General features: G+C 25.6%; 13 protein-coding genes and 2 pseudogenes. 11 read left to right on the forward strand and 4 right to left on the reverse strand.

The genetic code is table 11. From position 1 onward, the window contains the following. The first annotated feature begins 177 nt into the window (after window positions 1-177). From JJC02_06565 to JJC02_06575, 3 genes and pseudogenes are all read left to right on the forward strand, one after another. Window positions 178-940 (forward strand): annotated as a pseudogene (locus tag JJC02_06565) (helix-turn-helix domain-containing protein). Between the two features lie 111 nt (window positions 941-1,051). After that, window positions 1,052-1,261 carry a helix-turn-helix transcriptional regulator gene (locus tag JJC02_06570; GenBank protein ID UDN56389.1) on the forward strand — a complete coding sequence of 70 codons (210 nt, stop codon included), beginning with the start codon at window positions 1,052-1,054 and terminating at the stop codon, window positions 1,259-1,261. A gap of 31 nt (window positions 1,262-1,292) precedes the next feature. Then, window positions 1,293-1,502 (forward strand): hypothetical protein, encoded by a 210-nt coding sequence (locus tag JJC02_06575; GenBank protein UDN55833.1) that lies wholly within the window; start codon window positions 1,293-1,295, stop codon window positions 1,500-1,502. 216 nt (window positions 1,503-1,718) lie between these two features. On the opposite strand, the gene JJC02_06580 is transcribed toward JJC02_06575, so the two are convergent. Continuing rightward, window positions 1,719-2,117 (reverse strand): helix-turn-helix domain-containing protein, encoded by a 399-nt coding sequence (locus JJC02_06580; GenBank protein UDN55834.1) that lies wholly within the window; start codon window positions 2,115-2,117, stop codon window positions 1,719-1,721. 434 nt (window positions 2,118-2,551) lie between these two features. Continuing rightward, window positions 2,552-2,900 (reverse strand): annotated as a pseudogene (locus JJC02_06585) (transporter). A 951-nt stretch (window positions 2,901-3,851) separates the two neighbouring features. Between JJC02_06585 and JJC02_06590 the strand changes: the two are divergent. Next, the gene (locus JJC02_06590; protein ID UDN55835.1) at window positions 3,852-4,127 is read left to right on the forward strand and encodes a Mor transcription activator family protein; all 276 of its coding nucleotides are present in this window, start codon (window positions 3,852-3,854) and stop codon (window positions 4,125-4,127) included. A gap of 166 nt (window positions 4,128-4,293) precedes the next feature. Next, window positions 4,294-4,743 carry a DNA repair protein RadC gene (locus tag JJC02_06595; GenBank protein UDN55836.1) on the forward strand — a complete coding sequence of 150 codons (450 nt, stop codon included), beginning with the start codon at window positions 4,294-4,296 and terminating at the stop codon, window positions 4,741-4,743. A 1,732-nt stretch (window positions 4,744-6,475) separates the two neighbouring features. Here JJC02_06595 and JJC02_06600 read toward each other — a convergent pair. Both JJC02_06600 and JJC02_06605 read right to left on the reverse strand, forming a co-directional pair. Further along, window positions 6,476-6,655, reverse strand: coding sequence for a tyrosine-type recombinase/integrase (locus JJC02_06600; protein UDN55837.1), 180 nt, complete (start codon window positions 6,653-6,655; stop codon window positions 6,476-6,478). Window positions 6,656-6,932: 277 nt separating this feature from the next. Next, complete coding sequence (locus tag JJC02_06605; protein ID UDN55838.1) at window positions 6,933-7,139, reverse strand: tyrosine-type recombinase/integrase; 207 nt, start codon at window positions 7,137-7,139, stop codon at window positions 6,933-6,935. Between the two features lie 299 nt (window positions 7,140-7,438). On the opposite strand from JJC02_06605, the gene JJC02_06610 reads away from it, so the two are divergent. The 6 genes from JJC02_06610 (at window position 7,439) to JJC02_06635 (ending at window position 15,552) form a co-directional block, all read left to right on the forward strand. Then, the gene (locus tag JJC02_06610) at window positions 7,439-8,026 is read left to right on the forward strand and encodes a helix-turn-helix transcriptional regulator (protein ID UDN55839.1); all 588 of its coding nucleotides are present in this window, start codon (window positions 7,439-7,441) and stop codon (window positions 8,024-8,026) included. Window positions 8,027-8,250: 224 nt separating this feature from the next. Then, window positions 8,251-10,071: an N-6 DNA methylase gene (locus JJC02_06615; protein UDN55840.1), complete on the forward strand. Its 1,821-nt coding sequence runs from the start codon at window positions 8,251-8,253 to the stop codon at window positions 10,069-10,071. Beyond that, window positions 10,061-11,155 carry a restriction endonuclease subunit S gene (locus JJC02_06620; GenBank protein UDN55841.1) on the forward strand — a complete coding sequence of 365 codons (1,095 nt, stop codon included), beginning with the start codon at window positions 10,061-10,063 and terminating at the stop codon, window positions 11,153-11,155. The genes JJC02_06615 and JJC02_06620 overlap by 11 nt, the downstream gene beginning before the upstream one ends. A gap of 1,205 nt (window positions 11,156-12,360) precedes the next feature. Next, complete coding sequence (locus JJC02_06625) at window positions 12,361-13,698, forward strand: hypothetical protein (GenBank protein UDN55842.1); 1,338 nt, start codon at window positions 12,361-12,363, stop codon at window positions 13,696-13,698. 12 nt (window positions 13,699-13,710) lie between these two features. Beyond that, a complete protein-coding gene (locus JJC02_06630) occupies window positions 13,711-14,514 on the forward strand; it encodes a hypothetical protein (GenBank protein UDN55843.1) in 804 nt (267 codons plus the stop codon). Between the two features lie 15 nt (window positions 14,515-14,529). Further along, window positions 14,530-15,552, forward strand: coding sequence for a ferredoxin (locus JJC02_06635; protein ID UDN55844.1), 1,023 nt, complete (start codon window positions 14,530-14,532; stop codon window positions 15,550-15,552). Window positions 15,553-15,807: the final 255 nt, after the last annotated feature.

Here is a 15,807-nt window from a genome sequence, read left to right on the forward strand (position 1 = left end):
ACCTTCGAAATAATTGTTTTAAATAATTACGTTTGTTAATATTAGGATGGGTGATGAAAATGGAAGTGAATCAGATATGTATATTTAGTACAATACTATATAGTATAGTATGTAAAATATAGACATTCAGTATTAACATAATCTATTAACATAATCAGAAAAAACAATTAAAGTGAGGTGATAGTAGTGGAAAAAGCTTATAAGTTTAGAATGTATCCAAATAAAAAACAGCAAGAGTTAATTAACAAAACTTTTGGATGTTGTAGATTTGTATATAATAAGTATCTTGCTAAAAGAATAGAAGTTTATAAAAATGATAAAGAAACTTTTACTTATAAACAGTGCAGTTCTGATTTGACCAATTTAAAAAAAGAATTAAATTGGCTTAAAGAACCTGACAAATTTTCACTACAAAACGCCTTAAAAGATTTAGAAAACGCATATGAAAAATTCTTTAAAGAAAAGGCAGGATTTCCTAAATTTAAATCAAAGAAAACTAATAGATTTTCATATAAAACTAACTTTACAAATGGAAATATTATGTACTTTAGTCAATATATAAAATTACCTAAACTTGGTATGGTTAAAGTAAGGGATAAACAAGTCCCTAAAGGGAGAATACTTAATAAGGGAGGATACTTAATGTACTATATCTAGAGAACCAAGTGGTAAATATTATGTATCATTATGCTGTACTGATGTAGATATTGAAGCATTATACAAGGCTAATTGGCATGGTAGACAAATTGTAAAGGTAGGTAAATTCTTTGCAAGTTCACAAATATGCAATAAATGTGGGTACAAAAACGAGGAAGTTAAGAATTTAAATATAAGAGAATGGATTTGTCCTAGTTGCAATGAAACTCACGATAGAGATATAAATGCAAGTATAAATATATTAAAAGAAGGATTAAGATTAATAACAATTCAAAATAAATAACTTATGTAAGAACCGTAGGAACTACGGGGATAGCCTGTGGAGAATACATATTTTAGTATGCAAGATTCTATGAAGCAGGAACCCTGTGACTTTGTCATGGGAGGTTCAGAAATGGATGCTCGAAAAAAATGGATACCTTTTTTGGGAGTACAAGTCAAGCAAAGGCTTATTGAATTAAATATGACTCAAAGAGAATTAGCAAAGAAAATAGGTGTTAATGAAAACTATTTATCAGCTATTTTAAATGGAAGAAGAACAGGTAAAAAATATAAATCATCAATTTATCAATTGCTTAATATAGAATATTCAGAAGATGATTAATAAATAGTATATAAAGTAGGTGAATATTCTTGTGTGTAAATTAGATTCAGATGGATTGATAGAGTGCTGTAGAGCAATTGATGATTTTATTACAGCTCTTAATGGTGTAAAAAGTTTAAATATGGAGAGATTGAATATTTTAACTAAGTACTCTAGTACATGTTCAAGCCTTCTTAAAGAGGGTAATTACAAAGGATGTACAATTGTATATAAAAAGATGCTGGAAGAATTAAAAACATGAATAATGCATTTCTATAGGAATATAAATGATACATAGAAATGTACAATGTTTTTCAAAATACGTAAACTAAAATATGGATAAGATAATCTAATATTATAAATATGCTTGAAATTGTACTACACTTGCTTTTAAATAACCTAATATCCATATTTTAGTAATCTACTACAAAAAAATAAAATTAATAGATGATGTAAAATCGTATCAAATTATGTATATTTAAACCATTTTATCTTCATTATTATTAGAGGAATGCTTTTTTAAGTCTTTGTATTCAGATATCTTAAGTTCAAGTATTCCTTCTATTTTTATTTTATCACGTTCATTTAGCTGTCTATAGAGATTTAATATTGTCATCTCATCATTAGTCACATGTAGGTAATCTTCCTTCTCTTCTTTTACACTATTATTAGAGTTTACTTTTTCTTTACCATATAGAAGCCAGTCAGTTGTAACATTAAAATAATCAGCTATTGACATTAGTATATCGCAATTAGGTTTTCTATCTCCGGTTTCATATTTACCTAAGTTTTCAAACTTTAAAATATCCATAAGTTTACGTTGGGTAAGTTTTTTGGAGTTTCTCAAATAAGCAATTCTTTTTCCTAAAGTATCCACAAAATACACTCCTTTCTTTTTATATAAAATGTCTAAGTGACATTTAAAAATTAAAAATATCTAAATTTACAGTATAAAACTATTAAAATAAAGTCTAAATGACATTTTACTTAAATTAATATGCTCATAATATGATTTTAACATATTATAGTTGAAAATATGTGGTTTATTTTGATTTGTATATATATTTCGATAGGTGTAATTGCTATAAAACATGAAAGAGTTTATGAATAGATTTTATAAATTAACTTATAAATTTATTTTTATAATCTAAGATTGCCTTTTGATTGATTATAAAAATGAAAAATAGTAAGAGAGTAATAGTGTTATATTGTAGTATATGTTAATCAATCATAAAAAATTATGCATTTAATATTTAAGACTAAGTATTTAAGATATAAGATAAATTTACAATATAATACTATAACACTCTTTTATTTAGTTTTGTTTTCTTTATAGAACAATAATATTAAGAATACCAATAAATTTATACAGATTACTGTTATATACATCTGTTTAAATCTTGAATTTAGAGTAGATTCTAGTGTATTATCTATTTTTGTTCTATTATTTTCTATGAAATTTATATAATCTAATTTTGATTTATCAAAAGCTTTTGGTATTTCAGTTTTTGCTTTCTGTGTTTTTGCTAAAACTGATTGAAGCAATTTTTTGCTGTTCCATTGTATTAAGGCCTTTTTGCATATCTTTCTTTTTATTTATAGAATCATTTAACTTACTTTGTAGTTTTTTCTTTTGAGATTCCATTACTCTTAATTTTTTAATATATGATTTTAAGCATTCAAATTCTATATGAAGGTATGTTGAGTATGAAAAAAACATTTTTATTATAATATTGCATACTAATTTATCGCCATTAAAAATTTTTTTTTTCTAAAGCTTCCTATACTTTACTTGAAAGTTGTTTATGAAAAATCATCTTTGTGCTTTTATATTTCAAAAAATTATTGTATCGAATATTATGAACGTTGTTTATTATATACCTTTAAAATTTATTAATTAATATGTAAGCTATAATGTATAATATTATTATCTAGATATGATAGAAAATAAGTGTCTTATTATAAATATCTAATCTATTAAATTTATATTAAGTATGATTATTTATTGAAATATGTAATATTAGATTTTTCTTTTTAATAAATTAAATATTATTATATGATAAGGAGAATGTAGTGATGGAAAAGAAGTATGTAATGGCGCTAGACCAAGGAACAACTAGTTCGTTGTAATGAACTTTACTGATTTTTATATAATGTTATAAATGGTTGAATATGAACAATTTTATTATCGCATATATTGTACGATTTTATAAAAGATTATTTAAAATATTTGGTGTTGCTACAGTGGTTGCACATAATTTTTTATATTTAAGATTAAACTATAGATTTTAAAAACTATGGTTTTTTGTTGTGTGTAAAAAATAAACTAATGAGAATTAGGTATTAAAGAAGAGACTTTTAATACAATGTACTTAGAATAATAGTAAATCTTTTGCTTTGGATATTAATTGGCATAAAATAAAAAATGGAATTTTACAGAGAGTTATGTAGGTATACTATGTTGATAGAAAATTCATAGAAAAAAAGTTAATATAAGTTATGAAGTTTATATGTTTATAAAAAAGATTAATTGTAACAATATTTATTCTGAGATTACAGAATGACTAAATAAAAAAATATAAATAAAATAGGGAAATTTTGGAGGTAAAATATGAATGAAAAAGATATTAAGTATAGTAAAATTTATGATGAAATTTCAAGAATTTTAGGCAAGGAGAATACAGAGAAAATACATAAACATTTTAAAGGACAACAACTGTCACTTCCAATGAGATTATATTCAAATGAAAGTGTAGGAGAATACTTACAAGCTAAATATAGTGGACAAAAACTAGAAAAAAAAGATTTGAAAGAATTATCTAACAAATTTGATTATAGTGAAAGATGGATAAGAAAACTAATAAAATATGGTGCAGGAAAAAAATAAATAATTATAGCACATTTACTGATATATTTTAAAATGTATTTGTAAAAACAGATGTTTTGAGAACATTTCAAATCAGATAGTTCTAATGTATATATAAAATATAAAGGTTATAGTTATAAAGGGCTATAACCTTTATATTTTGTATGAATAAAAAAGGAGCATATATATGAGACACAGTAAAATAGTAGATATAGTCAGTATAAAAATGATAAAAGAAAAATCTATAATATATAAGCCTAGAAAAGTATCTAGTCCAAAAGATGCATATGATTTATTTGAAACTTTTATGATTGACAGTGATAGAGAGAAATTCTTGGTGGCATGTTTGAATGTGAAGAACGAACCAGTAAATATTTCGATTGTAAGTATAGGAACAATAAGCTCATCTTTAATACATCCAAGAGAGGTCATGAAAACTGCTATACTATCAAATAGTAATTCTATTATAGTAGCACATAATCATCCTTCTGGAAATATAACACCTAGCGAAGAAGATAAAAATATTACTAGTAGATTGGTTAATGTTTGTGACATGCTAGGAATTAAATTATTAGATCATATTATAATTGGAGAAGATGATCAGTTTTTTAGCTTCAAGCAAAATTCATTAATTTAATTTTATATTATAATATTGTAAAAATATAGTTATTAGTATTTAATTTTAAACTTATAATAAAAAAATAGATAAAAATGTACTTGTACGTGAGGAGAGTGTTGTAAAACTAGCAATTAAGTTAGTTTCATAACACTTTTTTTATTTTTGTGGATATACAATTAAAAGCTATTTAGGAATAGTTATGATTATTTGAATTTTTAATAAAAAATAAAATAGATTTTTAGTGACAAAGAAAGTTATAGTTTTAATTAAGATATAAAAATACATCATAAAACACGATATAATAAATTGGTAAATATTGTTATAAATAGTTATTAAAAATATAAGGAATTAGAATTAAAATTTTAATTGGATACCATTTAGAAAAAAGTGTGTTTTAAAAGAGTCAGTATATATTTAAATAATTACAAATATAGTTATTTTTTTGCACGTGATACAATAATTATTAGGATAAAAAATATAACAACTTTCTTTTAAATTTTTATTAATAATATTAGGGTGATAAATTTGTTTGAGTTTTAATGTTGTAAAATTTAAGCTTGATATAAAATATAATGAAATAGGAAAATAAGTTAAAAATATGAAGAAAATTAATGTAAAGATATGTACATCCTATAAATCTGGTATAATCCAGTAAATAGAGCAATTGAACCTTAAAATTTTTACCAGAATTTTAGAAGCATGATAAATATACAAAATATAAATTTAAAGGAGTAGCTATTTTGAAAAATGATTATTATGGCAAATAAATAGAAGTAAATGACATATAAAAAGATATATAATTTAAAAAAGTTTTAAATAGTAAGGTTATAGTTAGTGATACTGAACTTTACAATGTTAAAAAAGTAGTTTTTTAAATGCATTAATAGGCTCTAAAGAAGAATTTAATGTATCAGATAGAAAAGAGACATCAGAAAATAAAGTTTTTAATTGGACAAAAGATATAGATTTAATTGATAATTCTGGTATATATTCCTTTAATGCCAGAGATAAGACTATAGCTGTAGAGTCATTTAAGAAGTTTTATTTTTACATAATATAAATCAAGTATAATTTTTATTATGATTAGAATTGATTTGAAAGAATGTGTTTATTAGTATCCTAGAATAATAGATAACATTAAATCTCAAATATTGGAATTAAGTGTAGGATATAATTTTGAATTTTTTGAAGTTTCTTTAGAGAAGTATTTAGATATATATTATGATGAAGATATGTAGTTTTGTCACATATAAGATATTCAACTAAAGGTTTCAATTTTCTGGATTACTTTTTATAGAGTGAATATGTTTTTTTCAAAACTATTACAAATCATATTAGGAGAATAAATAACTTAACAGAACGAAGATAATACTAGGGAGAAAAATATGAGTTATAAAGTATATACAATTAGAGAAGTTATAGATGGAATAAGGTTAAATAAAATCTATTTACCAGCAATACAAAGAAAATTTGTCTGAAAATCAGAGCAGATAGAAAGATTATTTGATTCCATTATGAGAGGGTACCCTATAGACACCTTTCTGTTTTGGTTTTTAAAATAAGAAAATGTAAACAAATATACATTTTATAAATTTATATCAAACTTAAAATAAAATTTTGACTATCTTCTTAAAATTTCTTAAATGCTCTTAAATCCTTATTATATAAAACTTTGAGCGTTTTTTAGTTGGTAGATAGTTTTACAATCTGTCTTAAAATGGCTTAATTCTTATCATTGAAAAGTAGTAAATTAAGTAGTAGCGATAATTCTTCGAATTTCTGTTAGCGCTGACTGATAACTTCCATGTTCATAATAACTTAATGTCATTTCTATATTCTTATGATTAATAACATATTGTAAATTGTTTGGTGTCATGCCTTTATTAGTCATATTCGTGCAAAATGTATGCCTTAAAATATGTGGTGTCATATTAAGTAATTTATTTTTTTTATTACATTTGTTATATTCTTCACAAGATTCTTGAATGTATTTATACAATAGGTATTATATATAGGATAACCTTGTTTATTTAGGAAAATGAAATTACAGTATTCGTCAACGATAATTGGCTGTGCATTTTTCCTATTTTTCAAAACATATTTTAAGGTTTCATACACAATATCAGTCATAGGCACTTTTCTATAACTGCTATCGCTTTTTGGTTGTTCTGTATAGTATCTGTTTTTATATCTTTTCAACTGATGATTTATATCAACAGTGTGCTAGTATTAAAATCAATATCAGCAAGTGTCAGACCACATAATTCAGAAATACGAAGTCCAGTATTCAATAATACTAATGATTGCTTGATAATAATGTTTATAAAGGGGGCAATGTCAATTGCCACAAGCTTTTTGTGTTTAGCAAAGTTTTTCCAATCAAATAATTTAAACTGTCTTAAATATTTCAACATAATTTTTCTCCTTTTATTTAGTTTATTTTTTATATGTTTTTGTAATCCTATTATATACAAAAACTGCATGATCTTTATTTTCTTTTTTGTCAATACTAATGTTAATACTGACCTTGTTTGGTCGTGCTTTGCTTAACTATAAAATACCACAATAGTATAGAGGATGTAAAAGTAGTTAATCAGATGTTTTATTACTACCATTACTATTACTTTGAAGGTATAGATTGATTTATATCCTTGTTATTACTGCTGTGTAGTAGTATAATTACTACTAGAGTTTTTTTAGAAAGGGAGGTACTATGAATATTACGAATGAGCCTAAAAAGGTAGGAGAAAGAATAAAATATCTTCGTGAAAAAAAAGGAGAATCTCAAGAAAAACTTGGTGAAGCTATTGGATTATCCCAGAATTCTATTTCAAAATTAGAAAAAGGAGAAACACAACTTACATTAGAAAATCAAATAAATATTGCAAAACACTTTAATGTTTCTCATGACTATTTATGTATTGGAGTTAGAAATGATTCAATCCTTACTTTATTAGAAAAATATGTTTCTCTAAAGTATGAAAATATTTCTGATGGGTTAGAATCATTTGATTATCCAGTTTTGCAGATTAACAAGGCATTTTTTGATTATTTAGTTAGCTCTGCACGTGCTTACAATCTTAAAGGTATACCTGATGATGTACGTGAAATGTGGATCAAAAAAGTAACTAATACCTTTTATGAATACAACAAAAAAAATTGTTTTAGTGTATCAGAAACTGTTATACCACTTCCACAACAACTTTTTTATGCAGATGAACAAGAAAATGACTGGAAACAAACAGATTTATTACGAGAAATGAATAAACAGCTTTTAAGTAATTTAGATATTACAAAATAACATATAAGGAGGATGATGTCATGGCAAAAAGCATAGAAGAACAAATTGAGGACTGGGCAAAAAATCAACTAGGGAAAACAAAGTATTATACAAAAACCGAAAATATCAACCAAGAGATTGAAACAGCGTTAAAGATTGCACCATCCAAAAGCGGAGGAAGAGGTACAAATTATCCTGATATAAAATTATTCATAGAAACAAAATCGTTACGAAAAATTCCAGTAATGATTGAAGTTAAGGGGACAAAAGGAAACTTTATCAAAATAAATTCATTAGGAGAAATTGATAATAATAAAAAGGATGGAACATCTAACTTTACAAATATAAATAAATATGCTGTAAATGGTGCTATTCATTATGCCAATGCGATTATAGAACATAGTAAAAGTTATAAGGAAGTGATTGCAATTGGTCTTAATGGTTATGACGAACAAAGTGGGCGTATATATGAAATTGGTGTATATTATGTTTCACTTGATAATTATTGTATTCCTAAAAAAATAGGCTCATATACAGATTTATCTTTCCTTTTGCCAAAGAATATTGATGCTTTTATCGATAAAATTGATAAATCTGGTCTTACAGACGAAGAAATAGAAGCTAAATCTAAAGAGTTTGAGAATGAAATCGAAGTTAAATTAAAGAAACTTAATCAAGTGATGCAGGATGACTTAAAAATTTCTGTTGGCTCAAGAGTTGAACTTGTTACTGGTATGATTATGGCATCTTTAGGTGTAGAGGGTAAAGTTGCACCTCTTGAAATTTATGACTTAAAGGGAGAAGCAGGAGCAAAAAACAATGATGGTACAGTTATTATAAATAAAATAGATTCTTTTCTTGAAGAACGTAATTTACCAAAGGAAAAGAAGGCTATGATTATTAATGATCTTTCCAGAGTTTTCATATATTCTGACTTATGGAAAACTGTTAATGGTGAGAGCAAATTAAAGACAGTATATACTAGTGTTAAAAACGACATAATGCCAATATTTACATCCGCAAAGCATCTTGATTTTACAGGTAGACTTTTCAATGTTCTTAATGCTTGGGTAGATATTCCAGATAGTGATAAAAATGATGTTGTATTAACACCACGTTATGTTACAGATCTTATGGCTAGAATTGCACAAGTAAACAAAGAGAGCTATGTTTGGGATTATGCCGTTGGTTCAGCTGGTTTCTTGATTTCTTCTATGAAGTTAATGATTAAAGATGCAGAGGAACGAATTAAAAGTCCAAAGGAACTATCAGAAAAAATTGTTAAGATTAAATATGAACAGCTTCTTGGTGTCGAAAAACGTTCTGATATTTATTTGCTTGCTGTTCTTAATATGATTCTCATGGGAGATGGTTCATCAAATATCATACACAAAGATAGCTTGAATGAATATAGTGGAAATTATGAACAAGGGGTATTAAATGGTCAAACTTATCCTGCAAATGTATTTTTACTTAATCCACCTTATTCTGCACAAGGTAAAGGATTTATCTTCGTTGAAAAAGCTTTACAGCGTATGAAAAACGGAAGAGCTGTTATCCTAATTCAAGAAAATGCAGGAAGTGGAAACGGATTGCCATATACTAAGAATATTCTAAAGAATAACACATTAGTTGCAAGTATTCATATGGCTAATATATTCCATGGTAAAGCAGGTGTACAGACCGCAATTTACGTATTCAATGTTGGAATACCTCATGATACTAAACAAATGGTTAAGTTTATTGATTTTTCAAATGATGGCTATACTAGACAAAACCGCAAAAAATCAAGTCAAGAAACTAATTTAAAGAATACAGATCATGCTTTTGAAAGATATGATGAAATTGTAAATCTTGTTTTATATGGCAAATCATATTTGCATTATTTTTCTGAGGATGAATATATCGAAGATGTAATTTCATTAGAAGGAAATGACTGGACTTTCAAACAGCATCAAAAAATTGATACTATTCCAACCCAAGATGATTTTAGAAATGTTGTAAAAGAATATCTTAGTTGGAAATTATCTATGATTATGAAAGGCGAGTTGTCAGATGAAAAGTAAAAAATTTAAAATCTCTGAAGTATTACAATGGCAGTCACAAAAAGAGATTAACCCATTAAAAATAAATGAACTTACTATTGATAGTGATTTCTCTTACCCATTTTATGGGCAATCAACTATAAACAATGGTATCATATCTTTTGAGACGTTAACACAAGATGTGTTAAACAATAAAGATGGTAAGCCAACTATTCTTATACATTCAAACAATCAAAATATTGTTTATTTAGAAACCCCTTTTTATTTAAAAGATGGTCATGGTGCAACAAGTGTTTTACAATCTGATAAGTTAAACGAAAGAAATGCTCTATATATAATTACTTGCATTAAAAAAGTAATTACTAAGAAATTTGCCTATAATGAAAAGGCAACAAAAATAGCCTTAAAAAACACTTACATTGAATTGCCTATCACTGATACAGACAATATTGATTATGATTTTATGGGAGCATATATACAAAAACTAGAAAAGGAACGTATACACAAACTTTCCACTTATTTATCAGCAAGTGAATTAGACAACTATAAATTAACCTTGGACGAATATAAATTATTAAAAAATCCCCCTAGCTTTAAATCTTATAGAGTTGGTGACTTATTTGACATACATCCAACTAAGGCATATAAAGGTAGTAATGCCGAAATTATGAATGAAAATGGTAAAAATCCTGTACTTAGTAATACTAGTCAGAATAATGGAATTGGTGGTTATTCAAACTTGGAATGTACAGAACAAGGGGGGATTATTACTTTTTCTGATACCACAACAGCAGATGCAATTTTTTTTCAACCATATGATTTTATTGGATATTCTCATGTTCAAGGTTTATATCCATATTCGGATAAATGGAATGAAAAATCTTTATTATATTTTATGACCGCATTCAAAAAAACCGCTTTGCTATCCAAATTTGATTATGCAACAAAATTTAACAGAAAAATTGCTTTAGAATTTCTTATATCTTTACCTACTTCTGATAACTGTAATCTAGATTTTGAATATATGGAAAAATACATTAGAATACAGGAAAAGATATCCATAGAAAGTGTTATAAATTGGGAAAATAAAATAATAGAAAAATAAGACTTCTGCTTTGGAAGTCTTATTTTATATAAATATATCTTTTTAATTAGTCGTAAGGTAAATCTTTGATTTAACTACCTGAAGTCATTTATTTTACTTAATTTATAGCCTTTATTTTTTAAAAGTTTAGCAAATGAATAATCTTTTTCTTTAGCAACCTTAATAGCAGTTTATTCCTTATTTTTATCAATAATATTTATACTTTTATTCATGATACAAACACTCTCTTCCAATTTAATAAATACTCTTCATAATTTTCTTAATTTATCTAGTGATTTTTTTATAACAGTATCATTTTCAGCATTAATTTAAACACCTAAACTAGAGGAATTATTAATAATTCCACTCTAGAGAATAATTCTATTTGCTATATCATTATGCTTAATAATTTTAGGGAATTCTACGAAATATAATGCTGTTTTCCTTAAATAAATATTAGGATGACCATGCATGGTCGATTTCATACAATTCACATAATTATTTATTTCTTTGCATTTCAATATTAATGTGTTTTTTTCTTCATCTTATGACCCAATATCCAACCATGTCTTTTTTCAGATATAATTAATAGTTGAATAAGTTTCAGCCCTTATTATTAATTTTATTTGAAAAAATGGTTTTATATTTTTATTAGTTTATGGATCTTCTTTAATAATATCATTAATAAAATATGAGAGTATAAATTATAGTCATTATGTAAAATGAATAAAGCCTTATATACTTCATCATATTCTGGTTTTGCATATCCATCTTCAGTTACAATTTGACCAATAATTTTATCAGTTAGTATATCTTATGAAATCGAAAGCTTAATTTTTTAAAGATATTCTTTTGTAAAGTTATATATTTTTAATATACTATTTATTCTTGGTATTTATTTTTTATATTTGTTTTGTATAAGGGCTCTTCTATAATTGTTTGCTATTTTGTTAATTTCTAATTTTTTTTCACTTTAACACCTCTTTTCATTAATTAATCTTCATTTTCCTATGTTTTGTTTTATCAATAGACATTGAATTTTATTAAGGTATTATGTATAGTGAAAAAATCCATAAAATAAGTTAAAATAAGTATAGTATTAATTCAAGTAAATGAGGGAGGATTGAATTGTAATCTACAAAAAAATGGAAATGTAGTTTCGTAATATCGTAGAAATAGACTATAAGCATGGAGAAATTTAATTATTTATGAGGAGGCATATTTTTATGGAAGAAAAACAATATGGAGTCACTCAAGAATATAATAGGAAAAATTATGAGAAAACCAGAGAAACAAAAGTAAAAAAAGATTTTGTTGAAAATTATTTTGATGGTGAAAATACAAAGGTAAATTCTAATGGAACAGTATTACATAAGAATGTAAAAGCAGCAAAGAAAAAGTATAGAAGCAATAAATATGCTAAGCATGTTTTAGAAGCAGATCATATTGACCCAATAGCAAGTATACATAAAAGAAATAAACATAAGAAATATATAAATGATGAAGACATTTGTGAAATAGCAACACAAAAACGAAATCTACAACTATTATCAAAGACAGCTAATGCAGCTAAACAAGATAGAGGTAATATAGATGCACTTAGAAATAAAAAAGTGTCAGACAGTTTAACTAGAGGTCAAAAATTCAAATTTGTTGTAAATGGAGCTGTTCAGCCAGTTATTACAGATGCTCAACTTGATATTAGAAACTTAAAAGGTGCTAAAAAATATCATGCTATTAAATTTAAAATGGTTAAAACAAATGCTCTAAAAGAAGACATTAAAATCGTATCAAAAGAAAGCATTTATAATGGAAAGTCTGTAGAACTTATTAGTCTAACTACATCATCTATTAATAACATTGTTTCTGTAGCTACAAGAGAAAAAGATATTGACGAAGCACTAAAAGATATAGTATATGATACATCAAGAAGCTTTATCAGTAGCGTAAGTTCAAATTTAACTCAAGATGCTGTTTCTAAGATTGCACAACATTATAAGTATTCTGATAAAATACAACTCGTTGGTAGAAAGTTTCAGATAGACAAAATTTCAACAGTGATAGTAGTGGGAGATTATGTTGTGAAGTTTATTGATAATGACATTTCAGTGGAAGAATGTGTGATCGAAATATTGATGAATAATGTAGGCATTATTGCTTATGAACTTGGAATGATAGCAGGTGCTCCAGCGGCTGCAATTATTACTTCTATTGTAGTTGGAGAAATTAGCAAGGCAGTATTGGAATACAAACAAATAAAGAATCTTAATGTTGAAAAACAAGCTCAAATAAATGCTATTGTTAATGAAGCCCTTGTTGAAATGGAGAATCAAAGAAAAAAATTAGAAAAAATGATTAAACTAAAATTTAAAAAATGGGATGAAGAGTTTGAACATGGATTTAAATTAATTTTTATGGGTATGGATAGCTCAAAAAATAATATAGAGAATATTTCAAGTGGATTAAATTCAATATTGTCTATATTTAATAACACTTGTAAGTTTAATACAATTAGAGAGTTTAATACATTTTTTGATGATACAGAAAATATTTTAACATTATAATGGAGGTACAGTATGCTTATAGCTGGTGGAATGTTGTTTAGTGGTATTGTATACACATTTGCAAAAACTGATAAATCTTTGAAAATGGATGAACAAGCTCAAAAAAAATTTGCCAAAGCTTATGAAAGACAGATTACAGCAGAAGAACTTGTGAAAAATAAACAAGAACTAACTGATAATACATTAATGAAAGTTGCAAATCGTAAGCGAGCCATTTTATCTACATCAATGAATGAATTTTTGAAATTGTATGAACAAATTATGGAAATTAACTTCCAAGACGGAGAAGGACTTAAAGAATTAAATAAAAATATTTCAATGACATCAAATATATCATCTATTAGACATATGACAGTTACAGCAATGTCACCTATGACAGATAAGGAGATGGTTGTAAGTTTTTTACTTAAGGGTATTGGAGGAGTAATGGTGGATGAGTCAAAACGAAACGTTCAAATAGCTACTAGCCAAGTTGAAATTTCTAATGTTATATATTCTCAAGCAGAAACGATTGCAATTGCTTTAGATACAATAACTAAGAGATCTGAAAGGATAGCTATACTTTTAGCCAAAATGAATCTATTATTTACACAATCAATAAGAGTGAGTTCAGAGGTTATTAATAAAAATGGATTTGATAGAATTAATTATAATGTACAAGATAGAAATACTTTAATGACATCTATAAATATTGCTGATGCAATAAAAAAAATTATTGATACTCCTTTACTTGATAAAGATGGTGAACTGACAAATGAATCTTTAAATGCATTACAAATAGGTAGTGAATATTTAGAAAAACTAGAAAAACTTTAATTAGGAGAGATGGATATGAAAAAATTTAATGTATCAGCTAATTGTATTGCTTGTGGTATGTGTGTAATTATGACTGATTTATTAGAAGAAAACAACAATGGTAAAGTTTATGCCATAGAGAGTGGTTATATTTCAGAAGAATATCTATTTGAAGCTAATAAAATTGTTGAAATATGTCCAGTTGATGCAATAAGTATTGTTGAAGTGAAATCTGTAAAAGGTATTGGTGAACAAGGATTAAAAGATTTAGGAGAAATATTGGAAAATAAATTGAAAGATATTAAAAAAGTGTTTGTTACAAAACAAGATATAAATTTCAATTCCAATAATTATAGTATTGATTTTGGAGATGCAAAAGGACAACACAATTATATTTATTCAAATAGTAGTCAAGCAGAAGCAGCTGGTATTGCTGAATTTAATCGTATTGCATATTCTCAATATAGGCCATTCATATTAAGTGTTTTTGTACAATATAAAAATGATAAATTAAAACCATATTATACTTTTGATGATAGTAGCTTTTATGCAAAATTTAATCACAAATATGAAAAGATTCTTAATGAAATTGTTGCAGAAGCACAATCATTGAGTAGTAAATCGATTTCATTTCCTGATGATTTTACTAAATTTGATGTATATCCAGGAGGATTAGATAGTTCGTATAGAGAAAATGTAACATATACATTACGACATTTTGAAGAAAAAAGTACTCAATCTGGTATAATTGCAGAATTCAAATCAGGATCATATAGTTCACTAGATTCTTATAAGATGTATGTAGATACTGATGATATGGAAGTATATTGTGGTGAAGATTGGCGTGGTAGATCAAAATTCAAAGTGAAATATTGTTATTATTCAGTATATAATGCAGTAAAAGAGTTTATTTCTGATTTAAAAAATGCTATGAATTATGTTGACATAGATGAAACAGCGTTATATTTTTTAAGTGGTGCTATAGATTCTTATAATAAAGAAATTGATAAAGAAGTTGAAAAGAAGATTAAAATTTTTAATGAAGTTGTATCAAAATAAAAGTTGAAGCTATAGTAAAATATACTATTTTAAATGAATTGACAAAAATAATAATAATTAAAAAGTATTTATATTAAAGAAGGCCTAACTAAATGTTCAAAAATAGGTTATAAAGTGGTATTATTATGAAATTTAGTAGGAATTTATTGGAATTAGGGATATTAGTATTATTGGAAGTTTTAGTATTTCCGAGAAAATTAAATGCACCTGATGATATTAATACTATTCAAGGAAAAGACAAATATTAGATATCAG

It is taken from the genome of Clostridioides sp. ES-S-0054-01 (genome assembly GCA_021561035.1).
Lineage (GTDB): Bacteria > Bacillota > Clostridia > Peptostreptococcales > Peptostreptococcaceae > Clostridioides.

What these genes read in the sequence shown, in the direction of transcription:
- JJC02_06570 (UDN56389.1), top strand. Translation starts at nt 1,052, where the DNA reads ATGGATGCTCGAAAAAAATGGATACCTTTTTTGGGAGTACAAGTCAAG.
- JJC02_06590 (UDN55835.1), top strand. Translation starts at nt 3,852, where the DNA reads ATGAATGAAAAAGATATTAAGTATAGTAAAATTTATGATGAAATTTCA.
- JJC02_06595 (UDN55836.1), top strand. Translation starts at nt 4,294, where the DNA reads ATGAGACACAGTAAAATAGTAGATATAGTCAGTATAAAAATGATAAAA.
- JJC02_06600 (UDN55837.1), bottom strand. Translation starts at nt 6,655, where the DNA reads ATGACACCACATATTTTAAGGCATACATTTTGCACGAATATGACTAAT.
- JJC02_06605 (UDN55838.1), bottom strand. Translation starts at nt 7,139, where the DNA reads ATGTTGAAATATTTAAGACAGTTTAAATTATTTGATTGGAAAAACTTT.
- JJC02_06610 (UDN55839.1), top strand. Translation starts at nt 7,439, where the DNA reads ATGAATATTACGAATGAGCCTAAAAAGGTAGGAGAAAGAATAAAATAT.
- JJC02_06615 (UDN55840.1), top strand. Translation starts at nt 8,251, where the DNA reads ATGATTGAAGTTAAGGGGACAAAAGGAAACTTTATCAAAATAAATTCA.
- JJC02_06620 (UDN55841.1), top strand. Translation starts at nt 10,061, where the DNA reads ATGAAAAGTAAAAAATTTAAAATCTCTGAAGTATTACAATGGCAGTCA.
- JJC02_06625 (UDN55842.1), top strand. Translation starts at nt 12,361, where the DNA reads ATGGAAGAAAAACAATATGGAGTCACTCAAGAATATAATAGGAAAAAT.
- JJC02_06630 (UDN55843.1), top strand. Translation starts at nt 13,711, where the DNA reads ATGCTTATAGCTGGTGGAATGTTGTTTAGTGGTATTGTATACACATTT.
- JJC02_06635 (UDN55844.1), top strand. Translation starts at nt 14,530, where the DNA reads ATGAAAAAATTTAATGTATCAGCTAATTGTATTGCTTGTGGTATGTGT.